Consider the following 15274-nt stretch of genomic DNA (forward strand, 5'->3'; position numbering starts at 1 on the left):
CACCTGTCACGCCGCCTGCTGGCCCGGGGCGGGGGCATCGTCGTCATCACCGATGAAGCGCATCGCCGCCGGCACGGCGGCCGGAGCCGGAGCCGGCTGCTGAGCCGGCGGCCCCGCTTCCGGTTGCGCGGCACCACGCTGAGCCGGGGCACCCGGGCGACGCAGCCGATTACGTGCCACCCCAGCACCTCCAGCCACGTCGTCTTCATTGTCGGCGACCTCGTCCTCGACCTGCTGGACCGGCGCATCACCGCGCTCCGCCCGGGCGGCAAGCTTCGACGCCTCGCCGTTCCGAACCGCCTGGTCCTCGATGATCGCGGTGCGCATGGCGCCGTGGCCGTAGAACCGGATGTCGTGGCTGAGCATCAGCCCGAACACATCCCGGAATTCTTCGATCCCGAACTCGATCGAGGTGGTCGACCGCAGATCCTCACCAGCGAGGATCTGCGCGAGGTCCTCATGCGTCGCCTCGGCCAGCGCCTGCGAAACGACGCCGTTCAGGCGAAGCTCCTGACCATAGATGTCAGCCATGCGGGTGCCGATCGTATGGTTGCGGATCTGGTAGTCGAGCCAGTCGCGGGTCCGCTCGGTGGCCGCAGCGAACATCTGCATGAAGTCGTCGCGATACGCCTCGTAGGCGGAGGAGCTGATATCCATGCGGGAGACGAAGGCCATCAGCCCGGTCGTGGTCCGGAACGTGCCGCGACGCAGGATCTCGATCATCAGGTCCGGGATCTGGAAGATGTCGATCTCGTGGTCCTGGACGCTCTGGTTGATGTCCAGCCGCACGATTTCGGTGTCGGTTACCCGGTTGAACTTGACGTGGCTCTTGTCAATGCGCTGCTCGCCGTTCTTGACCGGCCGGAAGTAGGTTATGTCGGAACGCGCCCGGTTACGGGCGTTGGTCATGGTCATGAGGTACTCGTAGGCCGCCGGACTCGAGATCTCGGTCGGCACGTCCTCGATCCGGATATTCCGGTTCAGAAGGATGCCGCGCTGGACTACGCCGCCCGGGCCGGCCCAGGAGACCATGTGCCCATTCTTCAGGGTTTGGGCCATGACCAGGCCCTGCCAGATGTTGCCGATCAGGACGAGACCGCGGCGCATGCGGCTCGACTCGTTGGCCTGGTCGAACTCGCGCAGCGCCTGATCTGCCGCCTCGCCGTTCAGGCCGTCCTGCACAGCGATGTCCGCATCGGAGAGCATTGTGCGGAGGTTCATGCGGCGGACCTCGACCTCGCCGGGCACCACGAGCTTCACATGGTATCCGCTCGGCGAGTGCGAGCGCCATGTGTCCTCGTAAACGCCGAGCGAGATCGCGTTGACGCGGCCGGAGTCGATCAGGGTGCTGACCAGCTGGCCCGGCCGCAGGTTCTGGACCGACCAGCGGATGTTGTCGACCGAGGCGCGAATGCTCGCCAGCTTGGTGTTGCCGTTCGCGATCTCATCCTCCACCGAAAGGTTCGGCCGCATCCGGTAGAAGGCCATGGCGCTTTCCTCGATCATGTCGAGAGAGCGCAGGCTGATCGCGCCCATCGCCTTGCCACGAGCCTCGGCGACCATGCGCTCGAGTGCCACGCCGCGGATCGGCGATTGCGGGTACTCGGTCAGGATCTTCTGGATCAGGACCGGGCGGGTGAACGCGTTCCGGCCGGCTGCCGCCGTGTCGTCGATTCCGGAGAGCGGAACAACGGACTGCGGATGCACCTTGCCCTCGATCGTCTGGGCGCGGAGCGGGTTCTCGCCGCGGGCGTTCAGCTCCTCGACGGTCGCCTCGTACTCGCGCATCAGCGTCTCGATGACGCGCTTCTCCTCCTCGTGCGGCAGCATGACGAGGCGCTGGAACAGGCGGCCCATCTTCTCGAGCCCCTTGCGAGAGTCCTCGCTCTCTCCAGCCTGGCGGACGATCTGCAGCTGGCCAGCGACGTGGTGGCGCTGCGCCTGGCGGCGTTGGCCGTCCCCGGCCTGTCCTGCATTCTGGTCTGGTATCGGACGCGCGACACGGGCGCGGTCACGCTCGGCCTCTTCCTCGGCCCGGTGGTCTCCATAATGGCGAATGTTGGCGGGCTGAGGGGGCTCCCCGATGATCGCGTCATTCTCGATCCGCGCCACGACATGCCCGCGCGGCTCCAGCCCGAGACGGGCATAGTACTCGGGGTGGGCGTTCAGGAATTGCGTCGCGACGAGATCGCCGATCACGTTGAGCATGTCGGGCACATCGAGCGAGGACGAGCTCTTGCGGTTGCCCGTGACGCCGGCTGCCCAGGTCTTGATCTTGGTGTTGATCATCGACATCAGGTGCGTGTGGCAGGCAAGGCCCGTGTTCGGGAGGATGATTGTCCCCTTCGAAGTCATGCCGACGCGGGTCACGCGGCCATATGCCTGCAGCAGGAAGACGGCGTCGGCCGGCATGTCGCAGACGACCAGGGCGCGCGGGCGCTGGTCCGGGAAGCGCGACGAGGCATGCATGTCCGTGCCGACGGCACCCGACATGTTGATCACCATGCCATCGATCCGGTCCTCTTCCGGAGAAAGACCGTTGAAGCGCGCGAGGGACTCGATACGATCGGTGTCGCTGCGGCGGACGATCCGGCCATCAACGATGCGCCGGCTGCGACCGGTGATCTCGCCCATCTTGTAGCCGGCCGCCTCGATCGTGCTGATGATCTCGTCGATCACGGCGCTGGAGAGGTCGGGGATGGCGTTGATCATGTCCTCGATACGCACGAGGTAGCCGCCCAGCCCCTCGGGCATCACCGGCAGAAGGGTTGCCTGCTCATTGACGGCCTCGACGCAGCCGACTGCCTCGACCCGGTTCAGGATCTCGTTGCGCAGCTCGGCCGCAAGGGGGTCAAGGAACTCTGCCTCGGCATAGCCGAACGTGATCGCGTCGTTGCGGCAGACATCGATACCGGCCTCGACGAGACGCGCGAAGGCGGCCCGGTCGTCCTCATGCGCGATGCGGTCGATTTCCGGGTCGGCGAGAATGAAACGACGGGCCTTGGCACCCATGTAGCCGCGCATGTCGGCCGGGTCTTGGGTGGTCGCGAGGAAGCCCCTCTTGCGGGCCTCGCGACGCAGCGCGGCGAGCCTTGCGCGTACCCGACGCGCCTCGACCGGGTCAACCGCCGCTTCCGCCTCGGCCACCTGGCCGTCGGCAGCTCCCTCGACCTGGGCGGCCTGCTCGCCTTCGGCGGCCGCATGGTCGCGGCGGGCAGGCTGGTTGCGGTTGCGCTGTTGCGGCTCCTCGCCTTCGACCACGCGGCCGCGCAGGCTCATTCGGACGACGCGACGGAGGATGTCGCGGAACTGGGGATCGATCGGCGCGTCAGGCGTGCCGGCCCGCTCGTTCTCCTCCTCGATGTCCCGCAGGATCGAAGAACCCGTGGTGTCGACCAGGATGATCGGCTTGATTCCCTTGTTGAGGAGGTCGACCGACAGGCTGATATTCTTCCGGGCATTGAGGGCCGCGACGAAGAGGCGGATCACCGAGTAGAGCGAGCCGCCCATCTTCCGCATGCGGATGTTGGGGATGTGGCCCAACAGTTCGCCGACCTCGACATTCTCGCGGCGGGCGGCCTCGACCTGGCGGCGCAGGACCGGGTCGGCGTCCAGGTAGGACTCGACCATCGCCGTGTTGGCCGCGTTGGCACGCTGCGACGCCATGCCGCTCATGTAGGCGATCTCAGAGAGGACCACCGCCATCGCGTCCTTCGCCGCGATGTTCTCCTCCATCTCGTCGGGCGTCGGCTCGACCGGGACGATCTCGGACGAGCCGAGCTTGTGCTCGCGGCGGACCATCGTGCCGGACTCAACCATCGCGGCCGCAAGGGCCTCCTGCGCGGTTTCGCCGCCGCGCGCGAGGACCTTCGCCATGTTCCGTCGGGTCATCGAGGGCGGGAAGAGTTCGGGGTACTGATTGATCTGCTCCGGGCCGCGGGCGTAGCTGCCGGAGGAGTCGATCACGAGCCCGGCCTGCTCGACGAGCTGGCGGATGGTCGCCCCGGTCTGGCTGTCCTGCGAGCCGTTCTGGCTCTCGTCGCGGATGAGCAGCGTCTTCTTGGTGACAACCTTCTTGATCCAGGCTGTTTTGCGCGCGCCGGAGCTGTCGTCGCGGCGCTCCTCGAAATGAGCCTTGCGACCCCGGCCGACCTTCACCTGCTTCACATCCGGGCGATTGAACTGCGAGTAGGTCGAGATGATCGTGTTGATCCCCTCGGGGAACGCCTCGCGCTCCATCGCTTCCATCCAGGCTTCACGCGGGAGGCCCATGGTGGTCACTTCGAGCGTATCCCGGTTGAAGATCTTCACCCCATCATTGAGGACGGCAACGTTCATCCGGCTGAGCGCCCCGATGTCGCGGATGTCGCGCACCAGGTCGGAGATGTTCTGCGCACGCTCAGTGAGCAGGACAACGTTTTCGATGCCGTCGAGGGCCCCGGACGCGCCGAGATAGGCCATCGTCGCACAGAACCGGCCCTTGCCGGTTCCCATCTCGTCCGCATTGAGGAAGCCATGGACGCCCGAGAACTCGCGGACCTTGGATGCCATCACGACCGCATCGACCTGCTCGGCGCAGAGGATCTCGGGGAGGGTCTCCTTCGTCACTTCCATCCCGCCGACCCGCAGGGCATCGACGACGATCTGGTCGACGTCTCCAAACTGCTCCTTGAAGCGGCGAAACGCGGTGCGGAGCGGGTGGACGAGATTGACCGGGATCTGGGTGAACGGCTCCGTAGTCGCCGACATCGGCAGATTGATCGCCTGGAACTCGTTGACCGCAGCGGCCTCGCCGGAGCCGGTGCCGATGACCTCATAGAACTTCTTGATCTTGCCGCGGCTGATGACGACCTCGGAAGTCCAGGACCAGAGATCCGCCCAGTCGATGATATGGCGCTTGCGCATCGCCGGCTCGGGCGCCTCGGGCAGGATTTCAGGTCGGCGCGCGCCGACCGAGACGAGCAGGGTTTCACGGCCCGGCACCGCAGTCATCGACCGGCCGAGGATGGCGCGACCCTCCACGGCATGGCGCCTGCCGATATGAGCCCAGAGATCGTCGGTCGAGCCTTCAGCCGGACGCGACCATGCAAAGACAAGGCGGGTAGCAGCGTCCTGACGGCTCATGACGTCGAGCAGCGTGGCCTCGCCGACCGTCGTCGCCTGATAGCCATCGATCTCGACGGGCGCCTCGAGCGGCATCGCGTATTCGGGGCCGGAGAGATCGGCCAGGATCACCTGCGCGCTGTCGATCAGGCGCTCCTGCTGGCCGGCCCGGAAGCTGGGGATCACGCGGGCGTCGCCGTCCAGCGTACGGACCATCGCGTTGCTGCCGATAGCCAGGACCAGATGGCGCTCGGCCTGCGGGATCGAGCGGACGATACGGGTCATCGCCAGTCGCGCGGCAAGCGGATTGGATCCGGGCACCGAGCCCTTCGCGGCGATCTCGTAGGCGGCGCGGAAATCCTGCCGGCGGCGATGGTCGCCGCTCACATGGGCGCTAAGGCGGTCGAGCAGGGCCTCCTCGTGAAGCAGCCGGATATGTGCCGCGCGCTCGCCATCATTCTCGGCGCCGACGATGCGGATGAACTCGGCGATCGGATAGGTGCGATCCTCGCTACCCAGTTGCTTGTCGATCAGGCCCTCGAGCAGAATGCGCAGCGAGACGTCACTGCGGGGGCGCATGAACAGTAGCTCGTCGGCGAGACTAGGGTCGCGGTCCGCCGGACCTTCGGCAACTGTCGACCCGGTGACGCGGAGGGCCTGATGCGACGGATACCAGGCATAGCGCCGTCCATCGGCATCCTCGTGTAGGGAGTATTCATTGCGAATACGCCAGATCTCGCGGGTGTTCGCGGGGATCCGCTCGATGCGCTGGAAATTGAGGACCGAGCCGCGCGACTCGACGAAGTCCATCCGCTCGGCCAGCTCCTCGTTCAGACCATAAAGACCGCTGACATTGAGGCCGGCAGCGGAGAGGCTCGACCAGAAGAGATTCTGACCTGCCACGCGGTCGCGGGGCCCGAAGAGGGACGGCCACCGCGTGGCGCCCGCATCGGGATCGGGTACCGGCGCACCCGGAGGCGCTTCGGGCTGGGCAGTTGCCGGGGTTGAAGCGGCATCGGCGACCGGCACCGGCGCTGGTGCCGCCTTCGGCGGGCCGCCGGCGATCTTGGTGATCTCGTCGGCATCGACCTCGACAATCTCGCTGGCCGGAAACACGGTCTTGATTCGATCCACGTCGAGCGTGTCGCCCGCCCGCAGCCAGATCGCCGCATTCCGCTGGTTCGCACGGAACCCGCAGTAGGTCAGCGCCTCGTGATACTCGGGAACCACGCCAGAGAACACGACAATACGGTTCTCCGAGGCTCCATCCGCGGATTTGATGATCACGCGGGAGAGGGTCATGTCGTATGCCGAGAAATCGAGCCAGCGCATTGTCCTAGATCTCCTTTGACCCGATTATCCCGGGCGGAAATGTAAGCGACAAAGCCCAACCGGCTGGCGCACCTTGGAATTTTCCAAGAGCATACCCTTGTTTTTGAAAATCAGTTCGACGCAACATGGCAGCCCGTTGCCCGGCGCCGTGCGTCGTCAGAAACCCAGTGCCATCGCAGGTGGTGACTCGTCCGGCAAGGCTTCCGGCTCCACGGCCTTCCCGGTCGATGGCTTCGCGAGGCTTGGCACCATCATGCGGCGGCGGCCGGGGTGGCCATATGCAGCCCGGGGCAGGCTATCCTCTCGCTCGGGCGCTTGCTCGCCGGCCGCCGCCGCATGATGGGCATGAGACGCGGAGGCCGCCTTGAGCGCACCGGACATGATCGCCGCCCGCGTCGCCCGGTTGGGGTCATTCGGCTCGATGAGGATGTCGTAGAAATGTGAGCGAACGCGCAAGTCGAAATCTCCCTCGAGCAGATAGAGACCGTCCAGCCGGACGGTCTCGGAATACCCTGGAGCCTCCTTGCGGATGGTAAACGCGACAGCCGAGGCATGACCGTCCGCCCGCATCCCCGACATCCTGCGAATCACCCGCTGCGCGGCCTCATCCGCCGTCTCGGTGTCTTCGGCGCGGATGATCCCGATGCGGCTGTCGAACCGCTCGACTTGGGCAAGCAGGTCGGCGGCCGGCGCGACATGATTGATCACGATGCGCGAGCGCATGCCCCCCTCGGCGTCACCCTCGAAGCTGATCGAGCAATCGACCACGAGAGCCTGATGGTTTGCCTTGGCCTGTTCAATAAGCGCCTTCATTGCCGCATGGCGATCGGCACTCTCTCCCCGGCGCGGCGGGTAGAGATGCGCATCCCAATCCATCGTTCGCGCCCCGAACCGCACCACGCTGTACTGGTTACCCGAGGTCTTCGCGGTCCGCTCGACCGTGTCATACGGCAAGGCCACCACCCGCACCCGCGGCATCCCGCTCGGCGCACCCATCGCCACCGCGTGCCTGATGTGCTCCATCTCGACTACGCCGGCGCGGCGCAGACGGGGAGCGACCCGCTCGATCGGATGGTTCTTCAGATACATCCCGGTGGCGACGAACTCGCGACGGTCCTCGTCAAGCCACGGCTCGGCGAAAACCGGATACTCCACAGCATCGCGAGCCTTTTTCGACTTCGCCGAGCGCAGCGCCTTCAGGGCCTTGAACTGGTCGGCGACCAGGCGGCGATTTGGCTCCATGGCGTCGAACATACCCGCCTGGATCATCGCTTCGACCTGGTTCGCCCGGAACAGGCCAGTCCGCTTGGTCTCCTTTCCGCTCGCCGTCTCCGACTTCACGATGACCGTCATGCAGCGGTCGAAGAAGTCATCGATACCGGCAAACGGACGCTCGACCCGCATCTGGATGAACTCCGGCGGCAGCGACGAAACCCCTTTCAGGATGCCGAAGCCGAGCCGAACCGTTCTGCCATGTGGCGTGCACTCGAAATCCGAGAGGTTGATGTCGGGCATCGCGATCTCAACACCCAGAGCCTGTGCCTCACGGCGCAGCATCATGATGTTGTCGCGGCCCACGTCGCGACCGAACTTCTTCTGCGACGTCGACATTTCGATGCTGATCGCCGCGGCAATGAACTCGGCCGGGTAATGTGTCTTCAGCCACATCGTCTGGTAGGCGATGGTCGCATAGGCAAGGGCATGACTCTTGTTGAACCCGTAATCGGCGAACTTCGCGATCACTTCATAGAGGTGAACCGCGTCCGCCTCCTGCATGCCGAGCTTCACCGCGCCCGGGATGTTTCGCGCCTCGTCTCCATGCACGAACACCGTCTTCAGTGCCGCCATCTCCTCGGCGTTCTTCTTGCCCATCGCGCGGCGCATCAGGTCGGCAGCGGCGAGAGAGAAGCCGGCGCAGACCTGGGCGATCTGCATAACCTGTTCCTGGTAGACGATGATCCCGTAGGTCTCGCCAAGGATCGCCGAGGTCTTGTCCGCCGGCGCGTAGAATTCGAACTTCTCCTCGCCCCGCTTGCGCGCGCCGAAGGAGGGGATGTTGTCCATCGGGCCGGGGCGGTAGAGGGCAACCGCGGCCGACAGGTCGAGCAGTGAGGTCGGGGCGACCTGCTTGAGGGCATTGCGCATGCCAGCTGACTCGAACTGGAAGATGCCCGAGGTCAGGCCGCGTCTGAAGTTCTCCATCACCGCCGGGTCGTCGACGGGGATCGTCTCGATATCGAAGTCCTTGACGTTGGCGCGAATGTTCGTGCTGGCCGCGCCGATCATCGTCGCGGTCCTGAGACCGAGTATGTCGAACTTCACGAGGCCCGCGAGTTCGGCATACTTCATGTCGTAACCGCAGACGAGCTCGCCGGTCCGGCCGGGCGCGCGATCGGGAAGCATCGGAATGCGGTCGGTCAGATCCGATGCGGTGATGGCGAGGCCGGCGGCATGGGCGCCGGCGACATTGTAGTAGCCCTCAGCCTGCTGTGCCGCGCGAAAAATGTCGAGCTTGATGGACCGCAGGTCGACTCCCTGCTTGCGAGCCTCCTGGATCCTGCGAGCGGTGTCGTTCAGCTCGGTGTGCAGCACCTTCGAGGCACGGACGATGTTTCGGAGGTTGACCACCTCGTCGAGCGGCTCGCCGCCCCCCCGGACACGGTCGCTCTGGTTGTACTCCTTGATGAAGTTCAGGACCGCCTTGTCGCCGGGAAGCTGCGAGGAAAGCTTGTTGCCCTCAGCGTAGGAGAGCTCGCCACCGGCGGCGTTGGTCAGGATGCGCTGGACCGTCTTCAGCCCCTTCTTGGCACGCACCTCGCCGAAGGTCGCGATATTGGCGACCCGAGATGTACCGTAGCGCTGACGGATATAGTCCATGACGATCGCGCGCTTGTCGCCGCAGAAATCGACGTCGAAGTCGGGCATCGAGACACGATCCGGATTCAGGAAGCGCTCGAACAGGAGACCATACCGGATCGGATCGGGCCTGGTGATACCGATTGCCCATGCGACCAGGGACCCTGCACCGGAGCCACGGCCGGGGCCGACCGGAATGTCGGAGCGGCGGGCAAAATTGACGAAGTCCGAGACCATCATGAAGTAGCCGGAAAACCCCATGCGGGAGATGACCGACAGCTCGTATTCGAGACGATCGCGATATTCGGCCTGGCGGTCCTGCGGAACCCTGAAGTCAACGAAGCGCTGGGCGAGCCCCTCTTCGGACATGCGCCGCAAGACGCCATCCTCGGTTTCGCCCGGCTTGAGGTCCGGCCAGCGCGGCAGTGAGACGGGCGCCCGGCGCGGCGCGGCGTTCGCCATCACCGCGAGATTCCCGGCATTGACCAGCGCCTCGGGCAGATCGGCGAAGAGCGCCTGCATCTCGTCGGCCGTGCGCATGTAGAAGCGCCGCTCGTTCGGGGTCGCATCGACCCGGTCGATCGAGATCTTGCGATTGCGCCTGTCGGCGTCGATCACCGCCCAGGCCAGATGCTTCTCAGGCGTCGTGTATCGGATGTCTGTCGTTGCGATGATCGGGAGGGCTGGGGCCGTCAGCATGGCGGCGCCGTTCGGTCCGGTGACCGGGAACCCGCCTTCGGCGATCCTGAGAATGGCCTGCTCGGTCTCAAGGTCGCCCGGACGCTCGATCTCGACGAACAGGCGGTCTTTGAAGATGTCGGCGAACCAGTTCAGCGCGATCGCCGCGGTGTTCTCGCCGGCCGAGCCGATGAGCCGGGCCGGCAGGCCGTCCATGGTATTGCCGGTCAGCATGATCAGCCCGTCGCTGTGATCACGGATTTCCACCGCGGTCAGCTGTGCCGCCGGGGCCCTGCGATGCATGATCGCGGTCAGGCGGTTGAGATTGACAAGCCCGGTCTCGGTCGTTGCGACCAGGCCGATCCGGGCCAGCAGTGCGCCCGCCATCTTGAGCCTGACGCGCATCCCCACGATCGGCTTCAGCCCGGCGGCATTGCACGCCATGGCGAAGTCGAGACCGCCCGACATCGACTCCTCATCCATCAGGCCGACACAACGTGCGCCAATAGCCTTCGCCCGCTTGACGATCTCCTTCGTCGTCGCGGCGGCCTGCCCTGTGCTGTAGTGGGAGCGCACCGCGAGATGCACCACACCCAGCCCGTGCCTGTCTATCGTCTCGTCCATAGCTCATCCATCGGTCCGATCGGACGACCATAGCGCGCAGATATGCATCCAACCGCCGTGGGGAGCGGCTTTGGTTGCTCACACAACCGATCGGTACCCTGCCTGGGAAACCAGGAGCCACAAGCATGACCGGCACCCCGACAGACGAACAGTTTCGCGCAATCACGGCAGGTACTGGCCTGGTCCGAACGCAGTCAGGCGCCGGTACCGGGAAAACCTTCATGCTCACTCACCGGCTGAAATGGCTCGCAGAACAGGGGGTGCCGCCCAGTCGCATCCTCGCGGTCAGCTTCACACGGGCCTCCGCGAACGAGCTGGGCGAGCGCGCCGTGGCTCTGAACCCGGGCATGCCGGCCCCGGTAACCTCGACGATCCATTCCATGGCGGTTCGCTTGCTCAGGGCGTTCGGGCCGCTTGCCATCGGCACGGAGGGTCGTTGGGGAGTGGTCGACTCCGATACCACCGAGCCAATCTTCCGCGACATTACGACGAAATGGGTCGAGGAGAACCTCGGGCGCGGCTACGCGATCGATGAGATCCAGGACCTCGGCGTGAAGGGGGTCACTCGCCAGGTGATGAAGAAGGCGCGGCAGGAGATCGACTCATGGAAGGAACGGATGATCTCGCCCGCCCAGGCGGTCGAGCGCTTCTGCGTGCCGGATGGCGATCTCAGCAACCAGTCAATGCATGCCCAGCTCTACCAGCTCCTGCAGGAGGGCCTGCACGAGCACAGCACTCTCGAGATTTCCGACCTGATCCCTGAGGCGGTCAGAATGCTGGAGGCCAGACCCGATGTGGCCGACCGGGTGTCCGCGGCCTTCCAGCATGTCCTGGTCGACGAGTTCCAGGACGTCAATTTCGCCCAGGTCCGCCTCATCCAGTACCTGACGTCCGGCCACCGGAACCTCACGATCGTCGGGGATTCGGACCAGTCGATCTATCTGTTCAGGCACGCCATCCCGAATGCAATGGAGCGCGCGCCAGAATTTTTCCCGCTCGTCGCCGCTGTCGGGGTGGAGGATCATGTCCTCACGATCAACCGGCGCAACCCGGAGGCCGTCCTTCGCTGCGCGAGCATGCTGGTCGACTTCAACCCGCGCAGCGCTCCAAAGGATCTCCGGTCTGGCAAGCCTGGCGACCCGCCGAAGCTGATGAACTACGGGAATGACAATCAGGAGGCTGCGAGCGTCATCAGCCAGATTCGCAAGCTGATCGCCGGCGGAACGCCGCCTTCAGAAATCGCCGTGCTCAGCCGCGCCGGCAGCCTGCTGATGAAAATCGTCGCTCAGGCGTGCGCAATGAAGGTGCCACACGAGGTCACCTCCGGGTTGAAATTCATGGAGCGTCGCCAGGTCCGCGACCTGATGGCCTGGCTGCGTCTCGCGCTCAATCCGGCCTGCCCCATGTCCTTTGAACGCGCCGCCGGCGCGCCCAGCCGGGGTCTTGGTCTGGCGGCGATCAAAACCGTCCGGAACTACGCCGAAGCCAACAGTGTGAATTTCATCGATGCGCTGCGAGGATGCGTTCGCGATGGGCTGATCAGAAAATCGTCGAAAGCCGGCGAAATGGCCGACCTGATCGAAGACCTGGTTCGCATGGCGGAAGACCCCGGGGTTGCCCCAGACATGATGATCCGCGAGGTCCTCGACAGGACGGCCTACGCGACCTGGGCGATGTCGCAGTCGGAGCGGCCGGACCAGGTCCGCGACACGATCAACATCTTCGTGGATCTTGCCGGCAACATGAACCGTGCCGGTGTGGCGCCAAACCTGGTGAAGTTCCTGGACGATATCACTCTTGCCGAAGACGTCCAGGAAGAGCATGGCGCGGTCCGGATCGGGACAATCCACTCGTCGAAGGGGCTTGAGTGGTCACACGTCTTCCTCATCGGTATCGAGGCCGGCGTGACGCCGAGCTACCTGTCGTCCGAGCCGATGGGCGAGATCAGCGACGAATACGACCCATGGGACGACCGTACCGGCTCCCTGGAGGAGGAGCGCCGGCTGCTCTATGTCGCCGCAACCCGAGGCAAGACCAAAGTCTACCTGACGACGGCCAGGGAGAGGGCCAACCGGCCCGGCAAGTCCCGCCCTTCGCCCTTCCTCATCGAAATGGGTATCATGAGCGCGCCGAGCCCGACGGACGGCTACGACGACGAGAGCTTTAGTCAGGTGCGGCTCACGCCCCGGCGCCCGGCCAGGATGACGGCACGCCCACGGATTGTCGGACCGTCGCCGGACATGCCCGACCCATCACCCTGAACGAGATCACCGACCGGCGACCGACAGTCCGCCAGGATGGCGGCGCCCTTCCAGGTTTTTTGCCAACAAGAAAGGGGCGCCACCCGCAAGGATGGCGCCCTTGGTCTTTCCTGCCGCGGAGTGGCGGCGAATTGATCCTCAGCCCACGCCGGGGAACAACTCATTCAGGATGCCAGCCATCGGGTTGTCCTGATCCAGGTCCGGCTCGACCGGTGCAGCCTGGACATGGCTTGCGCTCTCGTCGGCCTGCCGAGGCTGGGGCTCCGGAGCGATGACAGCGGGGCGCTGGCGGGGAGAGGGCATAACCACCGGCGGCGCGGGCTGCTCAACCTGCTTCGGACTGGCGGCGGCGGGCTTGGCATCCTGCTCAGGCTTCGCCTCGGGCTCGACCTGGGCATCATCCCCTTCAACGACGATCGGCTTGGCGGCGCGACGGGCCGGCATGACAACGGGCGGCGGCTCTTCAGCCTTCGGAGCTTCCGCCACCTTCAGGGGTTCGACCGCCTTCGGGGCTTCCGCCACCTTCACAGGCTCTTCAGCCTTCGGAGCTTCCGCCACCTTCACAGGCTCTTCAGCCTTCGGAGCTTCCGCCACCTTCACAGGCTCTTCAGCCTTCGGAGCTTCCGCCACCTTCACAGGCTCTTCAGCCTTCGGGGCTTCCGCCTTCACAGGCTCGACGGGTGCGGCGGACTGCTCAGCCTCTGTCGCCTCGGGTTGCTTGGCCTCGGCGGGCTGCCCGGCATCCCGTGCAGCAGCCTGGGAGCCAACCCTGATGGTCTTCGGTCGGCCACGGCCACGGCTGGTCTTCACCAGAAGGATAGGAGCATCTGGATCGAGCACCTTGCTCTCGATAAGCACATTGAGCCGGGCTTCGGCCACGCGGTGCATGAGATCCACATCCGCGCCTGCGGCTACGATCTCGCCGCGGATCTCCTGGATGCTTGTCTCGATATTGGCGAACCCGTTCTGGGCCTCGTCACGGCTCTGCGTCGCGGCAGTGAGCCGGGCTTCGATGTCGCGTTTCTGTGCTTCGAGATCGCTGACCTCCTTGGCAAGCCTCTGAAGGACACTGCCATAGCGATAACGGGAGAGAAGATTGGTCTCGAGGCTGGAAAGAAGCTTTTCCGGGTCTTTGGCGATCGGCATGTCTCTGTTCCTGACGGATCGAACTCTGATTTCCTGAATTGAACAGGTTTGTCATACTATTTTGGAATCAACATTTCAAGTTAAACTTGACTTTTCGGCCGAAAATAGTATTTTCATCGTCAACCGGAGGAATTCTGGTGCCACATCTGAACGGCGGGATATTCCCGCCGTTTTCATTTCCCCATGACGACCGCATCGCGCGTCACGCGGAAAATTCGAATTTATCTCGACACCATGATCCAACGGCCACGAAAACCTGATCAGAAGAGCCGGTCTGATTGACCGGCGCCTCATGAATTCATGATTATTCGGTCAGTGCGTAAGTGACCAAGAATTTCTCTCGGAAAATTCAAATTCTCAGCATGAGCTGGTCGGTCCATCCAGATGAGCCGGCGTCACTGGCCGACAACGATATCACGTTGGTTCCTTGCATATCCGATCGATAGACTCTGGGTACGAAAACCCGCGCTTCACAGGATCGCATAGCCATGGACATCAAGGCGACAATAACAAAGGCCGAGCTGATTACGACGAAAATGGGAGTATTCGTGGTGATCAGCGGGCGCTCGCCCCATTACGGCGTTCTGGCCGACGAGCCGAGCAACATCGTTGCCGGTCTCGGCGTCCCCTCCGTGGAGGCTGGGGACGCCGTGCTCGAAAGCCTGCGCAACAACGACCGCAACGACCTCGTCGGCACCGCGGTTCTGATCTGCGGGACGATCCTGCACGAGCATTCCAAGCCTGGCCGCCTTGCGTTAACGGCGCGCGAGCTGAAGCGGATGACCGGGCATGAGTTGGTGGCGTACCGGCAGGCCGAGCATTTTGCCGAAGCCATGATCCATATCCAGGAGGCGTCCCGGGCGAATGACGCCCAGCGCATGCTCGAGCTGCTGCGCGGTTACGGTGCGTCGATCGGCTGGTCAGATCGGCCAGCGGAGCCGCTGCCCGGGTTCAGCGCTGAAAGAGCAGCCGCTAGCGAGATCCATGCTGACAAGCGGGCAGCGGCGAGCCCCTCTGTCGAATCTGCTGAAGTCGCGGAAAAGCCGGTTCCCACTGAACAGGTCGCAGCAGAAAACAAGGCCGATGAGAGCGGCGCTCCGCAGACCGGGGAGCAGCAGGACACGCCAGCTGCACCAGTTGCGCCGGTTCCGCGTCCAGTGCCCGCCAATAGACCGCCGCCGATCACTGAGGAACCACCAATGCCTGGCGACACGTTCGACATCGCCGATCCGCTTGGGCTCGGCAATCTCGGCTTCGATGCGCCCACTCCATAA

At 64.6% G+C, this 15274-nt stretch carries 5 protein-coding genes; 2 read left to right on the forward strand and 3 right to left on the reverse strand.

Annotation, left to right across the window (positions count from 1 at the left end):
• Positions 1-6: 6 nt before the first annotated feature.
• Both HUW10_RS01755 and dnaE read right to left on the reverse strand, forming a co-directional pair.
• Positions 7-6435, reverse strand: coding sequence for a strawberry notch C-terminal domain-containing protein (locus HUW10_RS01755; protein ID WP_174501948.1), 6429 nt, complete (start codon positions 6433-6435; stop codon positions 7-9).
• Between the two features lie 156 nt (positions 6436-6591).
• On the reverse strand, positions 6592-10593 hold the full coding sequence (gene dnaE, locus HUW10_RS01760; RefSeq protein ID WP_174501949.1) for a DNA polymerase III subunit alpha: 4002 nt from the start codon (positions 10591-10593) through the stop codon (positions 6592-6594).
• Positions 10594-10718: 125 nt separating this feature from the next.
• Between dnaE and HUW10_RS01765 the strand changes: the two genes are divergently transcribed.
• Positions 10719-12854 (forward strand): ATP-dependent helicase, encoded by a 2136-nt coding sequence (locus tag HUW10_RS01765; protein WP_174501950.1) that lies wholly within the window; start codon positions 10719-10721, stop codon positions 12852-12854.
• Positions 12855-12992: 138 nt separating this feature from the next.
• Here HUW10_RS01765 and HUW10_RS01770 read toward each other — a convergent pair whose 3' ends face one another.
• Positions 12993-14000 carry a hypothetical protein gene (locus HUW10_RS01770; protein WP_174501951.1) on the reverse strand — a complete coding sequence of 336 codons (1008 nt, stop codon included), beginning with the start codon at positions 13998-14000 and terminating at the stop codon, positions 12993-12995.
• A gap of 488 nt (positions 14001-14488) precedes the next feature.
• Here HUW10_RS01770 and HUW10_RS01775 point away from each other — a divergent pair, with 488 nt between their 5' ends.
• Positions 14489-15274 (forward strand): hypothetical protein, encoded by a 786-nt coding sequence (locus HUW10_RS01775; RefSeq protein ID WP_174501952.1) that lies wholly within the window; start codon positions 14489-14491, stop codon positions 15272-15274.

This window comes from Acidiphilium sp. C61, from assembly GCF_905116885.1.
In the GTDB taxonomy this organism is placed as follows: Bacteria; Pseudomonadota; Alphaproteobacteria; order Acetobacterales; family Acetobacteraceae; genus Acidiphilium.

Excerpts from the sequence above, each read along its gene's own strand:
- HUW10_RS01775 (WP_174501952.1), top strand. The coding sequence starts at position 14,489 with ATGGACATCAAGGCGACAATAACAAAGGCCGAGCTGATTACGACGAAA.
- dnaE (WP_174501949.1), bottom strand. The coding sequence starts at position 10,593 with ATGGACGAGACGATAGACAGGCACGGGCTGGGTGTGGTGCATCTCGCG.
- HUW10_RS01770 (WP_174501951.1), bottom strand. The coding sequence starts at position 14,000 with ATGCCGATCGCCAAAGACCCGGAAAAGCTTCTTTCCAGCCTCGAGACC.
- HUW10_RS01765 (WP_174501950.1), top strand. The coding sequence starts at position 10,719 with ATGACCGGCACCCCGACAGACGAACAGTTTCGCGCAATCACGGCAGGT.
- HUW10_RS01755 (WP_174501948.1), bottom strand. The coding sequence starts at position 6,435 with ATGCGCTGGCTCGATTTCTCGGCATACGACATGACCCTCTCCCGCGTG.